Source organism: Mycobacterium sp. AZCC_0083, from assembly GCF_014202335.1.
Taxonomy (GTDB): Bacteria; Actinomycetota; Actinomycetes; order Mycobacteriales; family Mycobacteriaceae; genus Mycobacterium.
In genome coordinates this window covers 54,898-73,995 of the sequence record NZ_JACHGP010000030.1, presented here as the reverse complement: position 1 = coordinate 73,995, position 19,098 = coordinate 54,898, and the positions used below count along the sequence as shown (strand labels likewise).

21 protein-coding genes are annotated in these 19,098 nt (G+C 67.2%); 6 read left to right on the top strand and 15 right to left on the bottom strand.

Annotated elements, in window-relative coordinates; all coding sequences use genetic code 11:
• The 3 genes from HNP02_RS41160 to HNP02_RS41150 all read right to left on the bottom strand — a co-directional run.
• The coding region (locus HNP02_RS41160; RefSeq protein ID WP_184446565.1) for a nitronate monooxygenase at nucleotides 1-149 on the bottom strand (149 nt) is incomplete at its 3' end.
• Nucleotides 146-910, bottom strand: coding sequence for a 3-hydroxyacyl-CoA dehydrogenase (locus tag HNP02_RS41155; RefSeq protein ID WP_184446564.1), 765 nt, complete (start codon nucleotides 908-910; stop codon nucleotides 146-148). The genes HNP02_RS41155 and HNP02_RS41160, both read right to left, overlap by 4 nt.
• A gap of 65 nt (nucleotides 911-975) precedes the next feature.
• Nucleotides 976-2,067 (bottom strand): CaiB/BaiF CoA-transferase family protein, encoded by a 1,092-nt coding sequence (locus HNP02_RS41150; protein WP_184446563.1) that lies wholly within the window; start codon nucleotides 2,065-2,067, stop codon nucleotides 976-978.
• 108 nt (nucleotides 2,068-2,175) lie between these two features.
• Between HNP02_RS41150 and HNP02_RS41145 the strand changes: the two genes are divergently transcribed.
• Together HNP02_RS41145 and tet(V) are read left to right on the top strand one after the other, a co-directional pair.
• Nucleotides 2,176-2,997, top strand: a complete 822-nt coding sequence (locus tag HNP02_RS41145) for an enoyl-CoA hydratase (RefSeq protein WP_184446562.1) — start codon at nucleotides 2,176-2,178, stop codon at nucleotides 2,995-2,997.
• Between the two features lie 148 nt (nucleotides 2,998-3,145).
• Nucleotides 3,146-4,408, top strand: coding sequence for a tetracycline efflux MFS transporter Tet(V) (gene tet(V) / locus HNP02_RS41140; protein ID WP_184446576.1), 1,263 nt, complete (start codon nucleotides 3,146-3,148; stop codon nucleotides 4,406-4,408).
• Here the strand turns inward: tet(V) and HNP02_RS41135 are convergent.
• The 4 genes from HNP02_RS41135 to HNP02_RS41120 are packed head-to-tail and all read right to left on the bottom strand — an operon-like array spanning nucleotide 4,405 to nucleotide 7,797.
• Nucleotides 4,405-5,103: a CPBP family intramembrane glutamic endopeptidase gene (locus HNP02_RS41135; protein ID WP_184446561.1), complete on the bottom strand. Its 699-nt coding sequence runs from the start codon at nucleotides 5,101-5,103 to the stop codon at nucleotides 4,405-4,407. The two genes, tet(V) and HNP02_RS41135, sit on opposite strands and share 4 nt — an antisense overlap.
• Nucleotides 5,100-6,248: an NAD(P)H-binding protein gene (locus HNP02_RS41130; RefSeq protein WP_184446560.1), complete on the bottom strand. Its 1,149-nt coding sequence runs from the start codon at nucleotides 6,246-6,248 to the stop codon at nucleotides 5,100-5,102. Before HNP02_RS41130 ends, HNP02_RS41135 begins: the two co-directional genes overlap by 4 nt.
• Nucleotides 6,249-6,272: 24 nt before the next feature.
• A complete protein-coding gene (locus HNP02_RS41125; RefSeq protein ID WP_184446559.1) occupies nucleotides 6,273-6,797 on the bottom strand; it encodes a gamma carbonic anhydrase family protein in 525 nt (174 codons plus the stop codon).
• Between the two features lie 43 nt (nucleotides 6,798-6,840).
• A complete protein-coding gene (locus HNP02_RS41120; protein WP_184446558.1) occupies nucleotides 6,841-7,797 on the bottom strand; it encodes a GlxA family transcriptional regulator in 957 nt (318 codons plus the stop codon).
• Between the two features lie 39 nt (nucleotides 7,798-7,836).
• On the opposite strand from HNP02_RS41120, the gene HNP02_RS41115 reads away from it, so the two are divergent.
• Together HNP02_RS41115 and HNP02_RS41110 are read left to right on the top strand one after the other, a co-directional pair.
• On the top strand, nucleotides 7,837-9,150 hold the full coding sequence (locus HNP02_RS41115) for an MFS transporter (protein ID WP_184446557.1): 1,314 nt from the start codon (nucleotides 7,837-7,839) through the stop codon (nucleotides 9,148-9,150).
• A 122-nt stretch (nucleotides 9,151-9,272) separates the two neighbouring features.
• Nucleotides 9,273-9,989 carry a fasciclin domain-containing protein gene (locus HNP02_RS41110; protein WP_184446556.1) on the top strand — a complete coding sequence of 239 codons (717 nt, stop codon included), beginning with the start codon at nucleotides 9,273-9,275 and terminating at the stop codon, nucleotides 9,987-9,989.
• Between the two features lie 74 nt (nucleotides 9,990-10,063).
• Here HNP02_RS41110 and HNP02_RS41105 read toward each other — a convergent pair whose 3' ends face one another.
• From HNP02_RS41105 to HNP02_RS41095, 3 genes are read right to left on the bottom strand one after another with little or no spacing between them, the layout of a single operon-like run.
• Nucleotides 10,064-11,206, bottom strand: a complete 1,143-nt coding sequence (locus tag HNP02_RS41105) for an acyl-CoA dehydrogenase family protein (RefSeq protein ID WP_184446555.1) — start codon at nucleotides 11,204-11,206, stop codon at nucleotides 10,064-10,066.
• A gap of 9 nt (nucleotides 11,207-11,215) precedes the next feature.
• A complete protein-coding gene (locus HNP02_RS41100; protein WP_184446554.1) occupies nucleotides 11,216-12,013 on the bottom strand; it encodes a crotonase/enoyl-CoA hydratase family protein in 798 nt (265 codons plus the stop codon).
• Nucleotides 12,010-13,155: a thiolase family protein gene (locus HNP02_RS41095; protein WP_184446553.1), complete on the bottom strand. Its 1,146-nt coding sequence runs from the start codon at nucleotides 13,153-13,155 to the stop codon at nucleotides 12,010-12,012. Before HNP02_RS41095 ends, HNP02_RS41100 begins: the two co-directional genes overlap by 4 nt.
• A 192-nt stretch (nucleotides 13,156-13,347) precedes the next feature.
• Here HNP02_RS41095 and HNP02_RS41090 point away from each other — a divergent pair, with 192 nt between their 5' ends.
• Nucleotides 13,348-14,145 carry a FadR/GntR family transcriptional regulator gene (locus HNP02_RS41090; protein WP_184446552.1) on the top strand — a complete coding sequence of 266 codons (798 nt, stop codon included), beginning with the start codon at nucleotides 13,348-13,350 and terminating at the stop codon, nucleotides 14,143-14,145.
• Here HNP02_RS41090 and HNP02_RS41085 read toward each other — a convergent pair.
• The 4 genes from HNP02_RS41085 to HNP02_RS41070 all read right to left on the bottom strand — a co-directional run bounded on the left by HNP02_RS41085 (nucleotide 14,135) and on the right by HNP02_RS41070 (nucleotide 18,055).
• Nucleotides 14,135-15,874, bottom strand: a complete 1,740-nt coding sequence (locus HNP02_RS41085) for a DUF3556 domain-containing protein (protein ID WP_184446551.1) — start codon at nucleotides 15,872-15,874, stop codon at nucleotides 14,135-14,137. The two genes, HNP02_RS41090 and HNP02_RS41085, sit on opposite strands and share 11 nt — an antisense overlap.
• A 79-nt stretch (nucleotides 15,875-15,953) precedes the next feature.
• Nucleotides 15,954-16,697 carry a DUF427 domain-containing protein gene (locus tag HNP02_RS41080; protein ID WP_184446575.1) on the bottom strand — a complete coding sequence of 248 codons (744 nt, stop codon included), beginning with the start codon at nucleotides 16,695-16,697 and terminating at the stop codon, nucleotides 15,954-15,956.
• Between the two features lie 38 nt (nucleotides 16,698-16,735).
• On the bottom strand, nucleotides 16,736-17,257 hold the full coding sequence (locus HNP02_RS41075; protein WP_184446550.1) for a DoxX family protein: 522 nt from the start codon (nucleotides 17,255-17,257) through the stop codon (nucleotides 16,736-16,738).
• Nucleotides 17,258-17,290: 33 nt separating this feature from the next.
• The gene (locus HNP02_RS41070) at nucleotides 17,291-18,055 is read right to left on the bottom strand and encodes an SDR family NAD(P)-dependent oxidoreductase (protein ID WP_184446549.1); all 765 of its coding nucleotides are present in this window, start codon (nucleotides 18,053-18,055) and stop codon (nucleotides 17,291-17,293) included.
• Nucleotides 18,056-18,079: 24 nt separating this feature from the next.
• Between HNP02_RS41070 and HNP02_RS41065 the strand changes: the two genes are divergently transcribed.
• Nucleotides 18,080-18,691, top strand: coding sequence for a TetR/AcrR family transcriptional regulator (locus tag HNP02_RS41065; RefSeq protein WP_184446548.1), 612 nt, complete (start codon nucleotides 18,080-18,082; stop codon nucleotides 18,689-18,691).
• A 14-nt stretch (nucleotides 18,692-18,705) separates the two neighbouring features.
• Here HNP02_RS41065 and HNP02_RS41060 read toward each other — a convergent pair whose 3' ends face one another.
• Nucleotides 18,706-19,065: a helix-turn-helix domain-containing protein gene (locus tag HNP02_RS41060; protein ID WP_184446547.1), complete on the bottom strand. Its 360-nt coding sequence runs from the start codon at nucleotides 19,063-19,065 to the stop codon at nucleotides 18,706-18,708.
• Nucleotides 19,066-19,098 lie beyond the last annotated feature (33 nt).

Sequence of the window (19,098 nt, the reverse complement as noted above, 5' to 3'; positions counted from 1 at the left end):
GTCGGCTGCGTCAGCGCGGTGATGAAACCGAGCCCGCCCGCATTGGCAACGGCCGCAACGAGTTCCGCCCGCCCGACCCACTGCATACCGCCCTGCGCGACCGGGTGCTCGACCCCGAAAACCTCGGTGAACTTCGTGTTGATGGTCATCGCGGCGCCATCCGGATCGCGCCGTCCAGGCGGATCACTTCACCGTTGAGCATGGGGTTTTCGATGATGTGCACCGCAAGCGCGCCGTACTCGTCGGGATCGCCGAGACGGGCCGGGTGCGGCACCTGCTGGCCGAGCGACTTCTGCGCCTCCTCGGGCAGCGAGCCCAGCAGCGGCGTCTTGAACAGGCCAGGCGCGATCGTGACGACGCGGATCAGGCTGCGCGACAGGTCGCGTGCGATCGGCAGCGTCATGCCGACGACGCCGCCCTTGGATGCCGAGTACGCGGCCTGCCCGATCTGGCCGTCGAACGCGGCGACGGACGCGGTGTTGATGATGACGCCGCGCTCTGCTGAGCCATTTCCTTCGAGCGGCGTTGTCCGGGCGATCCGCTCGGCGGTCAGACGCAGCACGTTGAAGGTGCCGAACAGGTTGACCTCGACGACCTTCTTGAACTGGTCGAACGGGAACGGACCCTCCTTGCCGAGGGTCTTGATGGCGTTGCCGATGCCCGCGCAGTTGACGTTGATGCGCACCGGGCCGAGCGACTCGGCGACGTCGAGCGCCTTGGTCACGGCCTCCTCGTCGGTGACGTTGGCGGCGACGAACTTCGCGCGGTCACCGAGTTCGGCCACCGCCTCCTCGCCCCTGAGGTCGATGACCACGACGCTCGCCCCGGCGTCCAGCAGGCGCTTGGTGGTGGCAAGGCCGAGGCCGGACGCGCCACCGGTAACGACTGCTACGGCGTCTTTGATCTGCACAGATGCATTCCTCTCGTTGTTTCTTTGAGGCCGATGTCCTCGCTCGACCATCTGGTTGGTTGGGACTATACCCAGTCGCGAAGAACGGCCTCGGTGTCCGCCCCCGGCTCCCCGGGGGGCGTCGGCGTCGGCGGCGTACTGCGGGAGAATCGGGGTGCCGGTGCGGGCTCCAAGTTGTCGCCGTCACGGAAGAAGGTGTTGCGCTCGGTGATGTGGGGCTCGGTCTCGACCTCGGCGAAGGACAGCACTGCGGTGACGCACGCATCGGTGCCGTCGAACACCTTGGCCCAGTGGTCGCGATCCTGGGCGGCGAACGCCTCGGTGAACGCGGCGCGCAACTCGGGCCAGCGGGCCGCGTCGTTCTGGGCAGGCAGTTCAGCGGTATCCAACCCGAGCCCCTGCAGCAACAAGGCGTAGAACTGCGGCTCGATGGCGCCGACCGCGACGTGGCGACCGTCGGAGCAGGTGTAGGTGTCGTAGTACGGCGCGCCGGTATCGAGCATGTTGGTGCCACGCTCGTCGGACCACATGCCCATGGCGCGGAAACCCCACATCATCTGCATCAGCACGCTGGACCCGTCGATCATGGCCGCGTCGACGACCTGACCCTTGCCCGAGGTCTGCCGCTCCCACAACGCAGCCAAGATCCCGACGATGAGGAACATCGAGCCGCCGCCGAAGTCGCCTGCCAGATTCAGCGGCGGCACGGGCCGCTCGCCCTTGCGGCCGACGGCGTGCAGCAATCCGTTGAGCGAGATGTAGTTGATGTCGTGGCCGGCCTGCTGCGAGCGGGGACCCGTCTGACCCCAGCCCGTCATGCGGGCGTAGATCAGCCGCTCGTTGACCTTGGCGCAGTCGTCGGGCCCGAGGCCGAGGCGCTCGGTGACGCCGGGCCGGTAGCCCTCCGTCAGCACGTCGGCCTTGGCGATCAGCCGCAGCACCAGCTCGCGGCCCTCGTCGCTCTTCAGGTCAGCGGCCACCGATCGCCGGTTGCGCAGCATGGAGTCACGGTTGCCGCGTGGCACGCCGCCCTTCCTGGCTGGCCGCTCGATGCGCACGACGTCGGCGCCAAGATCGCCGAGAATCATGGCAGCGTGTGGACCGGGGCCGATGCCTGCCAGCTCGACGACTCGCAATCCCTGCAGTGGTCCGCCCATCGCGCAACGCCCTCCCGGTGGTAGTCCTAGTTGACCGCCGACATAGCTTACTTGTATAACCAGGTCGACCGACCGCGGGCCTCAGGCTCGCCAGACACGAGGCGAGGCATGACCAACTCCGAGACCACCACTCAGCCGTACGCGGGCATCGACGACCTCACCCTCTCGCTCAGCGACGGCGTGCTTTCGGTGACGTTGAACCGTCCGGACAGCCTCAACTCGCTGACCGCGCCGATGCTCGACACCATCGCCACCGCACTGGAACAGGCGGCCACCGATGCCCGGGTCCGCGTCGTGCGACTCGGCGGCGCGGGCCGCGGCTTCAGCTCAGGGGCGGGCATCAGCGAGGCGGACCACGCCGATCAGGCGACCGCCAATGGCCCGGACGACGTGCTCGCCGCGGCGAACCGTGCCGTCCGCTCGATCGTGGCGCTGCCCAAGCCGGTGGTCTCCGTCGTGCAGGGCCCTGCCGCGGGCGTCGGCGTCTCGCTGGCGATCTCGGCCGACGTCATCCTGGCCTCGGAGAAGGCGTACTTCCTGTTGGCGTTCACCAAGATCGGGCTGATGCCGGACGGCGGAGCGTCGGCTCTGGTGGCTGCCGCAGTCGGCCGAACCAGGGCGATGCGGATGGCCCTGCTTGCCGAGCGGCTGACGGCGACCGACGCCCTTGCTGCGGGTCTGGTGAGCGCGGTGTACCCGGCAGAGGACCTCGACGCCGCGGTCGACGGGGTGATCGAGACGCTGAAGAGCGGCCCTGCGGTGGCGCTGCGCAAGACCAAGCAGGCCATCAACGCCGCGACGCTGACCGAACTCGAGCCCGCGTTCGAGCGGGAGACCGATGGCCAGCAGCAACTCCTGGTCTCGCACGATTTCCGCGAGGGCGCCAAGGCGTTCCAGCAGCGACGGCCCGCGACGTTCACCGACGACTGACTTTTCTGCGTTGAGATAGCACCCAGGGCGAGAACGTCCGAGTGAAGGTCGCCGCCAGCTCTACATCAACGGGGCCCCGTAGCGCGAAAATCATTCGACTCCAAGGGGTCCGATCAGACACCATCGATGGGTGAGTACGCAATTCGAAATCGAGCAGCCGGTGAACCCCGGCAGCTGGCGCGTGCTCGTACCGTTCCGCAATCGCGAGTATCGCTTCTTGATCACGGCCGTGGCGCTGTCGATCTTCGCCGAGGGCATGTGGGCGGTCGTGATGGCGCTGCAGGTGATCGCCCTCGACAACGATCCGACATCCCTCTCGCTGGTCGCGACGTGCCTTGGCGCCGGTCTGGTGGCATTCGTGCTGGTCGGCGGAATTGCCGCCGACCGCCTCAACCAGCGCAGCATCATCATCGTGGTCGAGGCCGTGAACCTGATCGCAGTGTCGACCGTCGCCGTGCTGAGTTCGATTGGCGCCCTGCGGATTTGGCACATGGCCGTGGCGGCCGCGGTGCTGGGCATTGCGGCGGCGTTCTTCTTTCCCGCCTACAGCGCGATCCTGCCGCGGATCCTGCCCGCCGACCAGTTGCTGGCCGCGAACGGCGTCGAGGGCGTGGTGCGTCCGGTGTTCCAGCGGGCCGTCGGCCCTGCGTTGGCCGGTCTGGTGGTCGGAGCCACGTACCCCGCCGTCGGCGAATTCGTGGTCGCCGCGCTGCTCGGCATCGCCCTGGTGCTCTTGATCGCCACTCGGCCGGCAACGCGGACCACGGCACCGCAGGACGGCCTGCGGCCGCACGTGCTGCGCGACCTGCGCGATGGCTTCTCGTTCGTGTGGCGCACACCGTGGCTGCTGTGGACCCTGCTGTTCGCCAGCATGTTCGTGCTCGTCGTGCTCGGCCCGATCGAGGTGCTATTGCCGTTCATCGCGCAGGATCGCTTCGCTGACGGCGCGCGGGCGTACGGGTTCATCCTGGCGTTCTTCGGCGTCGGCAGCGCGCTTGGCGCGCTTACGGTCTCGTCGCAACGGCTGCCCCGGCGCTATCTGACGGTGATGATGGTGATGTGGGGCCTTGGCTCGTTGCCCCTGGTGGTCGTCGGCATCACGTCGTCGTTCCCTGCAATGGCCGCCGCGACGTTCGTCGTCGGCGTCACCGACGGCGCAGGGATGGTGATCTGGGGAACGCTGCTGCAGCGGCGGGTGCCGACGGCGATGCTTGGCCGGGTTTCGAGCCTGGACTTCTTCGTCTCGCTGGCCTTCATGCCGTTGTCGTTCGCGATCGTCGGCCCGCTATCGAAGGTGGTGTCGATGCAGTCGATCTTCCTGGTGGCGGGCATCCTGCCTGTGCTTCTCGGCGCCATCGCCATGGTGGCGGCCAAGATGCCGCGCGATGAGATCGCCAACCCGCTGCGCTAAACGCCGAACACCGGTGGCAGTGCGAGCACCATGACCAACCCCCAGAAGAAGTGGGTGAGCATGGACGCGAGCACTCCGCCGGTGACTCGGCGTTCGAACGCACACACCGCGCCGAGCACGATTCCCGCGAAGGCCAGCATCGGGTTTCCGGTGGCCAACACCGCGACGGCGTAGACGAGCGTCGACACCACCTCGGGGTGGTACCTGCCAAGCGCGGTGTACAGCGAGCCACGGAAGAACATCTCCTCGGCGACGCCGTTGACGACGGTGATGAGCGCGACGAACCACAGTGCGCCGTAATTGGTGAACTCCAGCACGCTGACGACGTAGTCGCGGACCGGCGGGATCTCCCTGGCCACCAGCCCCCCAACGACGAACACCCCGCCGAGGAGCAGGCCGATCACCGTTCCCGCGATGACGGGTCGCTGGTCTCGGCCTCGGAACCGTACGGAACCAAGGTGCAGGGGGCCGGAGCCCAGCGCACCGAGCGCCCACACCGCGGCCAGCGCCAGTGTGAGCCAGTAGAACGACTCGTCGCCGGGCTTGCGCGTCAGCGAAAACCCAAGCAGCGCAGCGCCGATGGCGAGCACGACCACGACGACCACGCGGCGTCTGCGAACCGTCGACGGTGGCTCGTCGGGTGCGACGGCAACGGTGCCGACGATCTCGCCAATCTCCGTGCGAAGCCCCGTCATCGCGGCCCGGCCCTTGGGACCAGGCCGATCAGCGTGTCGAGGCCGGTTCGCAGTGCGGCGGCAACCGGCCCGGGGATGGCGCCGACCAATCCGAGCACCGGCCGCGCGACTGACGGAGTGACCATGGTGGCCAGTCGACGGATGCGCAACGTGTCGCCGCCTGCCCAGACCGGGTCGGTGTCGGCGAGGTGGTGCGGGTCGGCGAGGGCATTCACCGGTCGGGGCCGACGGCTCGACAGCGCCAAGGTGATCGCGTCGTCGATGCCGACCAGTCCGCCTGGCGGATCGGGCACCAGGGCGCGCAGCCCGTCGTCGGACGCCATCATCGGATGGCCAAGGGATGCAACGAGATCGGTGACGAGCCCGCCTGGCACCGGCGACGTCATCACCGAAAGCCGGGACAGCACAGCGGCTTCCACGCCGGGCACCGGTAGCGACGCCCGCCACTTGCCCGACACCCTGGCATAGGCGAGCATCAAGTCGCGGTAGGTGGTCGTGTCGGGACCGTGAATGTCGTAGGCCCCGGCGGGCACCCGCGCGGGATCGGCCGCAGCGGCGAGGTAGTGGAGCACGTCGCGGATGGAGATCGGGTCCATCGGGTTGTGCACCCACGGCGGCATGGGGATCAGCACGAAGCGGTCGCCCACGTAGCGCAGCATCTCGAACGACGTCGATCCCGCGCCGATGATCATCGCCGCGCCAAGCCACACCAGTTCGGCACCGTCGTCCAGGGTCAGGGCGTGCGCCACCTCGGCGCGGCTGGTGAGGTGCTCGGACAGCTGGTCACCGTCGGGCACGAAGCCGCCCAGATACACGATGCGGCGGACCCCGGCGTCGCGTGCGGCCGCGGCCACGTTGGCCGCGGCGCAGTTGTCGGCCTCACGGAAGTCGGGCTGGCCGATGCCGTGGACGAGGTAGTAGACCACGTCGACGGGGCCGGCCTCGGCGAACGCCTGCTTCGCCGAGGCGCCATCGTGGGCGTCGAGTGAGACGGGGGTGACGTCCTCGTACCAGCCGAAGTCGACCAGCTTGCCGGCGTCCCGACTGGTCGCAACGACCTCGTGCCCCTCGTCCAACAGGACGCTGACCAGCCGTGAGCCGACATAACCGGTGGCTCCGGCAACAAGGATCCGCACGTTGTTCACCGTAGGCGTGTACCCACCGCAGCGCTATTCGATTGCGCCACGGTGCAACTCGCTCAGATGCTGGTAGGCCTGCGCGTTGAAGCGGTTGTGGTTCACCTCGTCGTCGCTGAGTTCGCGGCGGACCTTGCCAGGCACGCCTGCGACCAGCGACCCCGGCGGAATCATCGCGCCCTGCGCGATGACCGCACCTGCCGCCACCAGCGACCCTCGGCCGATCTGCGCACCGTTGAGCACCACCGCACCCATGCCGATCAGGCAGTCGTCCTCGATCGTGCAGCCGTGCAGCACGGCGTTGTGGCCGACGCTCACCCCCGCACCGATGGTGGCCGGGAACCCGGGGTCGACGTGCACCGTGACGCCGTCCTGGATGTTGGAGCCCTCCCCGATCGCGATCGGTTCGAATTCGGCACGCAGGGTCGCGCCGTACCAGACGCTCGCCCGCGCGCCGAGTTCGACGTGTCCGATCACTGTGGCGTTCGGCGCCACCCATGACTCGTCGTGCAGCTGCGGCGCGTGACCGTTGATGGGCAGGATGAGCGGCTCTGGCATGGGCGACATCGTATGCAGAGCGCGTCGCGGCGTCGTTCGGCGGTCAGGCTCCCTGAAAGACCTTGCGGTAGCTCGACGGCGACATGCCGACGCCACGGCGCAGGTGGTGCCGCAGGTTGCCGCCCGACCCGAGGCCGGACCGCCTGGCGACCTCGTCGACGGACAGATCGTGCGATTCGAGCAGTTCGCGGGCGCGGTCGATGCGGCGGTTGCGGATCCACGTTCCCGGTGCCTGACCGGTCTCCTCGGTGAACCGGCGGCTGAACGTCCGCGCGCTCATGTGTGCGTGCCTGGCCAGTCGCTCGACGGTCAGCTCGTCGTCGAGATGGTGCAGCGCCCACTCGCGGGTGGCGGCTGTCGACGCGCCGTCGGCGGTTGGCACTTGCCGATCGATGAACTGCGCCTGCCCGCCCTCGCGCCACGGCGGCACCACGCAGTATCTGGCCACCGCGTTGGCTACCTGGGCGCCGTGATCGGCGCGAATGATGTGCAGGCACAAGTCGATTCCCGCGGCAAGGCCTGCCGAGCTGAGCACGTCGCCGTCGTCGACGAACAGCACCCGCTCGTCGACTCGCACCTCGGGGTGCAGCCGCTGCAGCGCGTCGGCGAACTTCCAGTGCGTGGCCGCGGGTCGGCCGTCGAGCAGTCCGGCGGCCGCCAGCACGAACGCGCCGGTGCAGATGGACACCAGTCGCGTGCCGGGACGGATCGATGCGAGGGCCGCACGCGCGTCGGGCGCCAGGGTGCCGTGCTCGCGGGCCGGCGCGTAGCGGGTGCCGGGCACGATCACGGTGTCCGCTTCTGCGAGTGCTTCGGCCCCCGCGGTGGGCACGATGTCGAAGCCGTTGGTGGACGCCACCCGCTGGGCGGTCAGGCCACAGGTCACCACCTCGTAGAGCGGATTGCCGTCGCCGTCGACGGCGGCGCCGAACATCATCGACGGAATCGTGGCGTCGAAACCCACGACGGGAGGGAGCAGAAGGACGGCGATGCGGTGCACGACGCCATTTTGGCACGTTTTTGACGACTGGTGTCATTCATGCCACTAGCGCCACCGAACTCCGGCCGCGACAGTGGTCCGGTGACGGTCACCGCGCGAGACGACACCGCCCGCCGCCCCCGCCTGCATTGGGCATGGGTGGTGGCCGCCGTCAGCTTCGTGGCGCTCCTCGGCGCCGCAGGCTTCCGATCGGTGCCCGGCGTGATGATGAACCCGCTGCACCACGAGTTCGGCTGGTCGCACGGCACCGTCGGGCTCGCGATGTCGGTCAACATGACGCTGTTCGGCCTCACGGCACCGTTCGCGGCCGCCCTGATGGATCGGCTCGGCGTGCGTCCGGTGCTCTCGGCGGCGCTGGCGCTGATCGCCACGGGCTCGGCGCTGTCGGTCTTCATGACGGCCAGTTGGCAGCTGGTGCTGCTCTGGGGCGTCCTGGTGGGCGTCGGGACGGGCGCCATCTCGATGGGGTTCGTCGCCACCGTGTCGACCCGCTGGTTCGAGGAGCGGCGCGGGTTGGTCACCGGCGTGCTCACCGCGGCCAGCGCCACCGGCCAGCTGATCTTCCTTCCTGTCGTCGCCGAGGTCACCACCCGACACGGCTGGCGCTGGGCGTCGCTGATCGTGGCCGCCGCGGCGTTGTCCGTCGTCCCGCTGGTGCTGCTCTTCATGCGCAACTACCCGCAGGACTTGGGCCTGACGGCGTACGGGGCCACTACGGCCGTCCCGGCTGAGGTTCCGACGGGCAGTTTCCGGGCCGCGTTCGACGGCCTACGGATCGGCGCCCGAGTTCCGGCGTTCTGGCTGCTCGCGGGAAGCTTCGCGATCTGCGGGATGACGACCAACGGGCTGATCGGAACGCACTTCATCCCCGCCGCCAACGACCACGGGATGCCAACGACCGTGGCCGCGGGGCTGCTTGCCACCATCGGCGTCCTCGACGTGGCGGGGACGGTGTTCTCCGGCTGGCTCACCGACCGCGTCGACCCGCGTCTGCTGCTCGTCGTCTACTACGTCGGCCGCGGCATCTCGCTGGTTCTGCTGCCGTCGCTGCTCTCGCCGCACGCCGACCCCAGCACCTGGGTGTTCATCATCTTCTACGGCCTGGACTGGGTCGCGACGGTGCCGCCCACCATCGCGCTGTGCCGGAACTACTTCGGCGTCAGGACACCGGTGGTCTTCGGCTGGGTGTTCGCCTCCCACCAACTCGGTGCGGCGGTCGCGGCCGCCGGTGCCGGCTGGTTGCGCGATCTGCAGGGCGACTACGACCTCGCGTTCTACCTCGCATCGGGCCTGTGCGGCGTCGCCGCGCTACTTTGCTTGAACGTGCGAAAAGTCCAGGTCAGCAGCACCTGACAGGGTGCTCCAGCTGATCTTGACTTTGCCGATTGACGATACGAGCCCGTACGATTCGTCCGGCGTCGCCGTGGGAGTCGGGCCCCGACGACGCGTTTGAAATACTTGAGGAGCCAAAACACGTGAAGACTCGCACCAGTCGAGCCATAGGAGTATCTGCCGCGATCGCCGCGCTGACCGTATCGCTTCCGCTTGCGATCAACGCCCAAGCAGATCCGCCGCCGGACCCCGCCCCCACCATCGACGTGAAGCCGCCGCCGGACCCGCAGGGCAACTGCGACCCGGTCAAGGCCGAGCTTGCCGCTAGCGGCACCACGTTCGCCAACCTGAACAAGCTGCCCGTCGGGCAGGCGCTGGCCAAGATCCCGTCGATCAGCACGTTCACATCGGCGATCTCGGGTGGACTCAATCCCGAGGTCAACATCGTCCCGGTTCTGGAGAACGGCCCCTACGTCGTGTTCGCACCGACCAACGACGCGTTCGCCGCGTTGGAGCCCGGCCAGCTGGATGCGCTGAAGGCCGATCCCGCCGCGCTCTACAAGCTGGACTACTACCACGTGTTCCTTGGCCTGCTGGGACCCGGCGACTTGCAGGGCCAGCGGCCGACGCAGCAGGGCGCCGAGATCAAGGTCACCGGCAAGGATGGTGACATCAAGGTCAACGACAACGTCAAGGTGCTGTGCGGTGGCATCCAGGCCAACAACGCACGGATCTACATCATCGACAAGGTCCTGGACCCCGCAACGGGCCCGGAACCGGTCACCCCGACCGGCACGGTCACCACGTACGTGACGTCGACGCCGACGAGCGCTCCGGCCGCCCCGGCACCTGCCGCCTAGCTCTTACCCCTAGCGTGGCTTCGGCGCGCTAGCGGACGGTGACCGTCCGCTAGCGCGCCGAAATCGCTGGTGGCTCAGAGGCCTAGGTCTTTGCCGATGATCTCCTTCATGATCTCGGTCGTGCCACCGAAGATGGTCTGGATGCGTACGTCGACGTAGTCGCGAGCCACCTTGTACTCGTTCATGTAGCCGTAGCCACCGTGCAACTGCACACAGGCGTCGACGACCCTCTTGTTGAGTTCGGTGGACCACCACTTGGCCTTCGACGCCTGGACGGCGGTCAGCTCACCGTCGACGACGGCACGCAGGCACCTGTCGATGTACTGCTCGCCGATCTCGAGCTCGGTGTCCAGCTCGGCCATCACGAACCGGTTGTGCTGGAAGCTGCCGATCGGCTGCCCGAATGCCTTGCGGTCCTTGACGTACTGCAGCGTCTCGGTGAACGTCGCGCGGGCACCCGCGATCGCACTGATCGCGATCGACAGGCGCTCAGAAGGCAGGTTGGTCATGAGGTGGTAGAAACCGCGCCCCTCTTGACCAAGCAGGTTCGCCCCAGGCACCCGGACGTTCTCGAAGTGCAGCTCGGCGGTATCGGCAGAGTGCAGACCCATCTTGTCGAGCTTGCGGCCGCGGGTGAAACCCTCCATGTCGCGCTCGACAACCAGCAGCGAGAAGCCCTTGTGCCCGGCGTCGGGGTTGGTGCGAGCCACCACCACGACCAGGTCGGAGTTGATGCCCGCGGAGATGAAGGTCTTGGAGCCGTTGAGGATCCAGTCGTCCCCGTCGCGCACCGCCGAGGTCTTGATCCCCGCCAGGTCGCTGCCCGCGCCGGGTTCGGTCATCGCGACCGCGCCGATCAGCTCGCCGGTGATGTAGCCGGGCAGCCACCGCTCCTGCTGTTCGTCGTTGGCGAGGTTGACGAAGTACGGGCCGACGATGTCGTTCTGCAGGCTCAGCCCCGGCGCCGCGGCGCCGTACTTTGCGAACTCCTCGACGATCACCGCGTTGAACCGGAAGTCGTCCACACCGCCGCCACCGAACTTCTCCGGCAGGTTGAACCCGATCAGTCCGTATTTGCCTGCCGCGACGTAGGATTCGCGGTCGACGAGCCGCTCGCTCTCCCACTTCTCGGCGTGCGGCACGCACTCCTTCTCGATGAACTGTCGCGCGGTGTCCCGCAACTGCTCGTGCTCGGGCTCGAATACCAGTCTCTTCATGTCTCTCTCCTACTTAGCTTTCCAGACCGGCTGTCGCTTCTCGGCGAAGGCCAGTGGCCCTTCCCTTGCATCCTCGGATCTGATCAACGTCCCGATCTCGCGCGTGGTCCTCGCCCAGCCGGATTCATCGCCGGTGACGACGCCATCGTCGACGCCGTTGGCCACCCGCTTGCTGGCCCACACCGCCAGTGGTGCGTTGACGGTGATCCGCTCTGCGAGCGCAAGCGCCGCGTCGACCGCGGTGCCGTCTGGTACCACCTGATTGATGAGGCCCCACTTGAGTGCGTCCGCCGACGAAATCGGCTCGCCGGTGAAGATCAGCTCCATCGCCACCTTGCGCGGCAGGTGGTCGACGATCCGGAACACCCCGCCTGCGGCGGCGATCAGCCCGCGCTTGACTTCGGGAAGACCGAACTTCGCGCGTTCCTCGGCGACTACCAGGTCACTGGCCAGCGCCAGCTCGCTGCCGCCGCCGAGCGCCGTGCCGTTCACGGCGGCGATGGTCGGCTTGTCGATGTAGTGGTGGACGTAGCCTGCGAATCCCCACTCACCGTGATCGGGGTGGAACAGGTTCTCCCGCCGCGATATCGCCTTGAGATCGGCTCCAGCGCAAAATGATTCACCGGCACCGGTGATGACCACCGCGCGTACGTCGGGGGCGTCCTGCGCCGCCTGCAGTGCGTCGCCCACCGCGATGCTCACCGCGCCGTTGACCGCATTGCGCGCCTCTGGGCGGTTGATCGTGATGAGCAGGACGTTGCCCCGCCGCTCGATGAGAGCGGCGGGGGCAGTCGTCGTATCGGTCACAGCAGTTCGAGGATGGTGGCGTTGGCCTGGCCGCCGCCCTCGCACATGGTCTGCAGACCGTACTGAATTCCCTTGTCCCGCATGTGGTAGAGCATCGTCGTCATGATGCGGGCGCCGGAGCCGCCGAGCGGGTGGCCCAGCGCGATCGCGCCACCGTTGGGGTTCAGCTTCTTCTCGTCGGCGCCGAGGTCCTTGAGCCAAGCCAGCGGCACCGGCGCGAACGCCTCGTTGACCTCGAAGACGCCGATCTCATCGATGGACAGACCCGAGCGCTTGAGCACCTTCTGCGTGGCAGGGATCGGCGCGGTCAGCATGATCACGGGATCGGCACCCGCCAACGCCACGGTGTGCACCTTGGCAAGCGGCTTGAGACCCAACGACTTCGCCTTCTCGGCCGACATGAACAGCAACGCGGCGGAGCCGTCGGAGATCTGCGAGGCGTTTCCTGCGTGGATCACGCCGTCCTCCTTGAACGCCGGCTTGATCGTCGCCATCTTCTCGACCGTGCCACCGCGACGGATGCCCTCGTCCTTGAGGACGGCATTACCGTCCTGGTCCTTGATCGCGACGATCTGATCGTCGAAGGCACCGGAATCCTGTGCGGCGGCCGCCTTCTCGTGCGAAGCGAGCGAGAACTGGTCGAGTGCGGTGCGATCGAAGCCCCACTGATCGGCGATCATCTCGGCACCCGTGCCCTGGTTCGGGGTCTGGGTGTAGCGGCTACGGAACGACTCGGGGTACGGATGCCCACCGTTGGCCAGCGACGCGCCCATCGGGGTGCGTGACATCACCTCGACGCCGCCTGCGACGACGACGTCATAGTGGCCCGCAACGACTCCCGCAGCGGCGAAGTGCACCGACTGCTGGCTGGATCCGCACTGCCGGTCGACGGTCACGCCGGGAACACTTTCCGGCCAGCCCGCCGCGAGCACCGCGGTGCGAGCGATGTCGAGGGCCTGTTCGCCTGCCTGCATGACGCAGCCCCAGATGACATCGTCGACGAGAGCAGGGTCGATTCCCGCGCGCTGGACGAGGCCATTGAGTACCTGGGCGGACAGTTCGCCAGGATGCACGCCCGACAGGCCGCCGTTGCGCTTGCCAACGGGCGACCGGACTGCCTCGACGATGACGGCTTCAGCCATGGAAATACTCCTTCGAAGTGGGGTTGACGAGTACGAAAAACATGGGGTGGTTATCACCGAAACTAGAACAGCAGGTTTACTAGGTCAACCTACTGGTTGGTAGGAAACGCGCGATCACACCCGTTTCGCATGCAACCACATGGTTTACTGAGTTGTACAGCAAGGCACTCAGGCCAGACTTCGGGAGATTCGTTGGCTCGCACCACGCCGTTGGCGCCCATGATGGGGGCCGATTCCGTCGCGCCTTTGGCGGGCGCACCGATCCGCTCACCGAAGACCGCTGAGCTGGTCGCAGGAACGCTACGCCGCATGGTCGTCGACGGCCAGCTCAAGGAGGGCGACTTTCTGCCCAACGAGGCCGAGCTGATGGCGCACTTCGGCGTCAGCCGTCCGACTCTGCGCGAGGCCGTCCGGGTGCTGGAGTCCGAGCGGCTGGTCGAGGTGCGGCGTGGTTCACGCACCGGAGCCAGGGTGCGGGTTCCCGGCGCTGAGATCGTTGCCCGCCCCGCAGGCCTGCTCCTCGAACTGTCCGGCGCGACCATCGCCGACGTCATGGTGGCGCGGGCGGGCGTCGAACCGATCGCGGTACGCCTGCTCGCGGAGGCAGCCAACCCTGCGGCGTACGACGAGCTGGAGGGCATGCTGGCCGAAGACGTCCGGGTGGGATGGGAAACGGGCCGGTTGGCGGAGGCCACCGGCGAGTTCCACCGTCGGGTCGTCGAGCTGTCCGGCAACGCCACACTCACGATCATCGCGGGCATGCTGCACGAGATCACCGTCCGGCACACGGCGTTCGTCATGAAGGAAGGCCGGAAGGTCTCGAAGGCCGACTACGACAAGTTGACGAAGTCCTATCAGCGCCTGATCACGCTGCTCCGCTCGGGTGACGGCGCCGCCGCGGAGGCGCACTGGCGCATGCATCTCGACACCGCCCGCCCCCTGTTGCTGAAGGGTTTGGAGACCGTCAAGGTCCGCGACGTCATGCAGTGAAGGACGCCGCCGACCACGTCACCTGAACCGGAACCGTGTCGTCCCAGGGCTGACGCGTCACCATGTCGGCCACCCGCACGAAGCCTCGTTCGAACTCACCCGTCGCGGCGTCGACGAGGCGATACTCCTGCTGTTGCTTGTGAATCGGTTGCGCATCGAGCAGCAGCACCCTGACTTCACCGGGCTCGAAGTGACACCTCTCGTGCAGCGCAGCGATCAGCTGTTCGTTGTGTATGTGGCCGTCGCCGAAGTTCCAGCCGATGGCGGTGCTGCAGATCCGCTCGCCGTCGGTAAGGACGTAGTCATCCTCGTTCAGGCCGGCCATCGCGCGGTGCGCCAGCGTGAACATCGCGCGGCCGTGAGTGTTGAAGGCGCGGAAGGCATACCCCATGTATTGGTACATCTCGGCCGTCTCCCTGCTGCCGTAGAACTTCTCCATCTGCGCGGCGGGCATGCTGGCGATCGCCACGATGCCGTCGGCGATCTTCTGCTCGGCCGACGGTTTGACACACCACAGCGTGGTGTCCCAGTTGCCTGCGTAGTACCGCATGCCTGGCAGGAAGGAGACCTTGCGCGGGAACAGGTTTCCGAGCACCACGGTCCCGGCGACCACGACGAACAACACGATCGGCCACGGGCTCTGCAAGTCGCCAAGCCCGATCCCTGCGTGCCCGACGAACAGTGCGAGCACGCTGAACATCATGAACACGTTCCACTCCAACGGGACTCCCATGGGGATGGAGCTCAGGATGCCGAAGTGGAAGCAGATCATCACGAACGCGGCGATCGCCGTCACCCAACCACCGTGCGACAAGAACAACACCAGCGGGACGAGGCCCTCGATCGCGGTGCTGAAGTGCGCGACGAAGCGCGACAACCGGCCTGGCCGAAGGTCGTCGGGGAACTTCTCGAAGAACCTGCGCTTGATCCACCGCGGCCGGATCACGGGGTTGTTGCTCATCATCGTCGAGATCACGAACGGGAAGTGCTTGTTGAGCTTCGACGTCGCTGCGCCGAGCCAGATGACCAGGCAGACGAGCTTGGCGGCGATGATCATGTCCACGCCGCTCATCAGGAAGGCCGCCGCCAGCGGGGCATACACCTCGCCGCGGGCGGCCAGGAAGATCACCTTGTCGCGCAGGCCGAGCACGGCCAGGATGCCGAGGATCGTCGCGATCTGCCATGTCGGCAGCACGCCCACCTCAGTGTTCAGCTCGGGCATCGGGCCGGTGCCATCAGAGAAGAGAGCGAACACCAAGGCGATCAGCAACGCCGCGTACAGCAGCACCTCGAAGGGAGTACGGGACGTGCCCTTCGTGAGCGGCACGCGCCTCGGCCATGGCGGCAGCCGAACGGTCTTGGGCCGCAGCCAGTACAGCGCCGATCCCAAGGGCGGAAAGAACCGGTTGTTGAGCGGGCCGAACCCACAGCCAAGCCCGATCACCTCGAACAGCATCGTGTACAGCACGGCCTTCTCGAACACGATGGGCTCGGCATACCACTGCGCCACGTTGGTGAAGCCGTCGATCCCGGTGGTGGTCAGCACGATCAGCCATGCCACCAGGACGTACAGCAGGATCTTCACCACGTAGAACAAGTGCAGTACTACGGGAGTTCCGAAGCCGACCTCGGCCCAGTGCCTTGCCATCGGCTTGATCCGCTCGGCACGGGACCCCTTGCTCCACTCCGCGTAATCGACAACGGGTGAGTCCTGTTTCAAAAAGCCCATGCGGGCAGATTAGAACGTGTTCTAGATACGCGGAACGGGTTCGAAACTTATGACCGCGAACGGGCCGAAACTCGGGCGATCAGCTGAAAGTCGTGTGCGGCCGAGGCAGCGCAACCCCGTCGACGGCGATGTCGACCTTCTCGTTGTAGAACGCGATCAGCCCCGCGATCGGGGCGACCGCAGGCAACGGGTAGGCATAGGTCCACACCAAGTCCTGGTGCACGGTCTCGCCGACACGCACCGACCAGTAGCCCGACGTGATCCCCTTGTACGGGCACAGGGTCTGTGTGTCGCTGTGCTCGAGCTTGGCGAACACGACATCGGTTCGGTCGATGTAATACCTTGTCGGCAAACCCGTTTCGAAGAGCAATACCGGAGCGTGGGTATCGGCGAGCACGACGCCGTCGAGTTCGACGTGGACATGCCGGTGCGAGCGAAGTGCGTCGATCCTGGCGTACGGATTGCGGGGATGGCCGACGATCCGCTCGTCCTCCTCGAACCAATCGAGGGCGTCCCATTCGAACCGGACGGTGCCCGCCACGGGACCGCCGCCGTCGCCGTCGAAGACCCGCGCCGCACCTGCCCTGGTGGCGTCCCCCGCGGTCAGCGAGTACATCCGGGACGGCCCGAACTGCACCTTCTGCGGGTGGTTCTCGTCGACGAGGAACTCATCGCGCACGTCGGCACGCGGGATGTAGTACTGCGGGTAGTTCGGCACCTCCCACACGTAGCGGGCGTGCGTCGTGTCGAACACCAGCTGGCCGTCGAAGTATCCGCGGACCCGCCGCGGTGAGGGTTCGACGTGCCCCCGCTCCATGGCCATCTTCGGATAGTCGGCGTCAGGTGATTGAGCCACGACAGCTATCCCGCCTGCTTGGCAGGAGGCCGGTAGAAGATCGCGAGCTGACCGATGCCCCCGGCCACACCGAGCACGACGGCGATGATCAGGCCGCACCAGCCGTGCAGGTAGTGGTAGGCCCCGCTGGTGTGGAACAACGCGTAGTCCAGGCTGAGCTTGCCTGCGCCCAAGGTCGCGATCGCGACCGCGACGACGGCGAGCACCAGGTTGTACTCCCAGCCCTCCTTGACGATGAAGAAGCCGTTCTTGCGGTGCACCGTCCATGCGGCGACGAACATCAGCGAGACGAAGCCGGCGGCGGGGATCGGAGTGAGCAGCCCGACGGCAAGCCCGAGCCCGGCGGCCATCTCAGTACTGGCGGCCACCCTGGCGTGGAACTTGCCAGGCTTCATGCCCATGCTGTCGAACCAGCCTGCCGTGCCCGCCAGACCCCCCGGCCCGAAGAACTTGTTGTAGCCGTGCGCAGCCATGGTCAGGCCGAGGACGACGCGGAGCAGAAGGATGGCGAAGTCGTAGGCGGTCACGCAACAGAATCTAGGCGATCTGTCACGCCGCGGCTACACCGCCGCCCAGCCCCCGTCCACGCCGAGAACGGCGCCGTGGATGTTGGCCGCGTCGTCCGAGGCCAGGAAGACCACCGACGCCGCCACCTCCTCGGGCGTGCTCATCCGGCGCGACGGGATCCGCGCCAACATCGGCGCCACGTGGTCGGCGAACTCGAGCTGGCGTTCGGTGGCGATCGGACCAGGCGCGACGGCGTTCACCCTGACGCCCGACGGCCCGTACTCGTCGGCCCACGACGTGGTCATCGAGTGGATCGCGGCCTTGTTCGCGCTGTAGATCGCCGATCCATCGCTGCCGCGAAGACCAGTGATGGAACCGATGTTGACGATGGCGCCGCGGCCGCGCTCCGCCATTGGGGGCGCGATCACACCGGTAAGGAAGAACGGGGCGAAGACGTTGACTGCGAACGCGTCCCGCAGTGTCTGTTCGGACACCGCGGCCGTCGGTGTCGGCATCAGCAGCATGGCGGCGTTGTTGACCAGGACGTCGATCCGGCCGCCTGCCGCCGCGGTGGCCTGCTCGGCGAGGTCCGTTGCGGCCGTCGCCCCGCCGCTCAGATCGGCGACCACGAACGCCGCCCGTCCCCCGGCGGCGCGGACGCCTGCGACGACGTCGTCGCCCCGTTCCTTGTTGCGGCCGCTGACGACGACGAACGCGCCTGCATCGGCGAGAGCGCGGGCGATGGCGACGCCGAGGCCGCCGGTGGAACCCGTGACCAGTGCCGTGCGGCCTTCCAGCCGCGTATTGTTTGGACTCATGAGTCCAAGAATGGCGCGCTAAAAATGGACTGGCAAGTCCAGAAAGTCACGGCCCAAAAATTCACGACCAAGGGCCAGGTCACCCGCCAGCGGATCATCGATGGCGCCGCAGCGGAGATCCGTGTGAACGGCGCGGTCGCCACCACGCTCGACCACGTGATGGCCCACACCGGGACGTCGAAGAGCCAGCTGTTCCACTACTTCCCAAGCGGCAAGGAGCAGCTGCTGCTCGCGGTGGCCGAGCTGGAGGCGGCGCGAGTACTCAGCGACCAGCAACCGCACCTGGGCAAGTTGACGTCATGGGCGGCGTGGCAGCGGTGGCGCGACGTGGTCGTGGAGCGCTACCGCGAGCAGGGACAGCAGTGCCCGCTGTCGACGGTGATGTCCGAGATGGGCCGCACGCCGGGAGCACAGGCGGTGACCTCGGCGCTGATCGATCAGTGGCGGACCGAGATCGAGTCAGGAGTGCGCGCGATGCAGCAGCAGGGAAAGATGACCGAGTCCGTCGACCCGGCGCGCGCCGCCGCGGCACTCCTGGCAGGCATCCAGGGCGGAGTCTCGGTGCTGCTGAACACCGGTGACATCAGCTACCTCGAAGCCGCAATGGACGTAGGTATCGCCAACCTGCGCAAGTGACCCTCCAGCCGACGTCAGGCGGTCCTGACCGCCATGTGCGCCTTGCCCCACTGGCACATCGCCTCGGTCACCGGTCCGAGCGACTCTCCGTATTCGGTCAGCGAATACTCCACGCGCGCTGGCACTTCCGCGAAGACTTCGCGCCGGACGATGCCGTCGGCCTCCAGCTCGCGCAACTGCCTGGTCAGCACGCGCTCGCTGATCCCGTGAGTCTTGCGCCGCAACTCGGCGAACCGGTGAGCCCCGCCGCGCTTCAGATAGAAGACGAGCACGGCTTTCCACTTGCCGCCGATGACGGCCAGGGTCGCCTCGACGGGGCATAGTTCTACCAAGCGCGGTTCTTCGTTGCGCTCCTGCGGTCCTGTGGCCTGCACGCTAACCTCCCGGTCCGTAGCTCACCTCGAAGT

What these genes read in the sequence shown, in the direction of transcription:
- HNP02_RS41150 (WP_184446563.1), bottom strand. Translation starts at nt 2,067, where the DNA reads ATGGGCGGACCACTGCAGGGATTGCGAGTCGTCGAGCTGGCAGGCATC.
- HNP02_RS41145 (WP_184446562.1), top strand. Translation starts at nt 2,176, where the DNA reads ATGACCAACTCCGAGACCACCACTCAGCCGTACGCGGGCATCGACGAC.
- HNP02_RS41135 (WP_184446561.1), bottom strand. Translation starts at nt 5,103, where the DNA reads ATGACGGGGCTTCGCACGGAGATTGGCGAGATCGTCGGCACCGTTGCC.
- HNP02_RS41125 (WP_184446559.1), bottom strand. Translation starts at nt 6,797, where the DNA reads ATGCCAGAGCCGCTCATCCTGCCCATCAACGGTCACGCGCCGCAGCTG.
- HNP02_RS41115 (WP_184446557.1), top strand. Translation starts at nt 7,837, where the DNA reads ATGCCACTAGCGCCACCGAACTCCGGCCGCGACAGTGGTCCGGTGACG.
- HNP02_RS41105 (WP_184446555.1), bottom strand. Translation starts at nt 11,206, where the DNA reads ATGAAGAGACTGGTATTCGAGCCCGAGCACGAGCAGTTGCGGGACACC.
- HNP02_RS41095 (WP_184446553.1), bottom strand. Translation starts at nt 13,155, where the DNA reads ATGGCTGAAGCCGTCATCGTCGAGGCAGTCCGGTCGCCCGTTGGCAAG.
- HNP02_RS41085 (WP_184446551.1), bottom strand. Translation starts at nt 15,874, where the DNA reads ATGGGCTTTTTGAAACAGGACTCACCCGTTGTCGATTACGCGGAGTGG.
- HNP02_RS41080 (WP_184446575.1), bottom strand. Translation starts at nt 16,697, where the DNA reads ATGGCCATGGAGCGGGGGCACGTCGAACCCTCACCGCGGCGGGTCCGC.
- HNP02_RS41070 (WP_184446549.1), bottom strand. Translation starts at nt 18,055, where the DNA reads ATGAGTCCAAACAATACGCGGCTGGAAGGCCGCACGGCACTGGTCACG.
- HNP02_RS41065 (WP_184446548.1), top strand. Translation starts at nt 18,080, where the DNA reads ATGGACTGGCAAGTCCAGAAAGTCACGGCCCAAAAATTCACGACCAAG.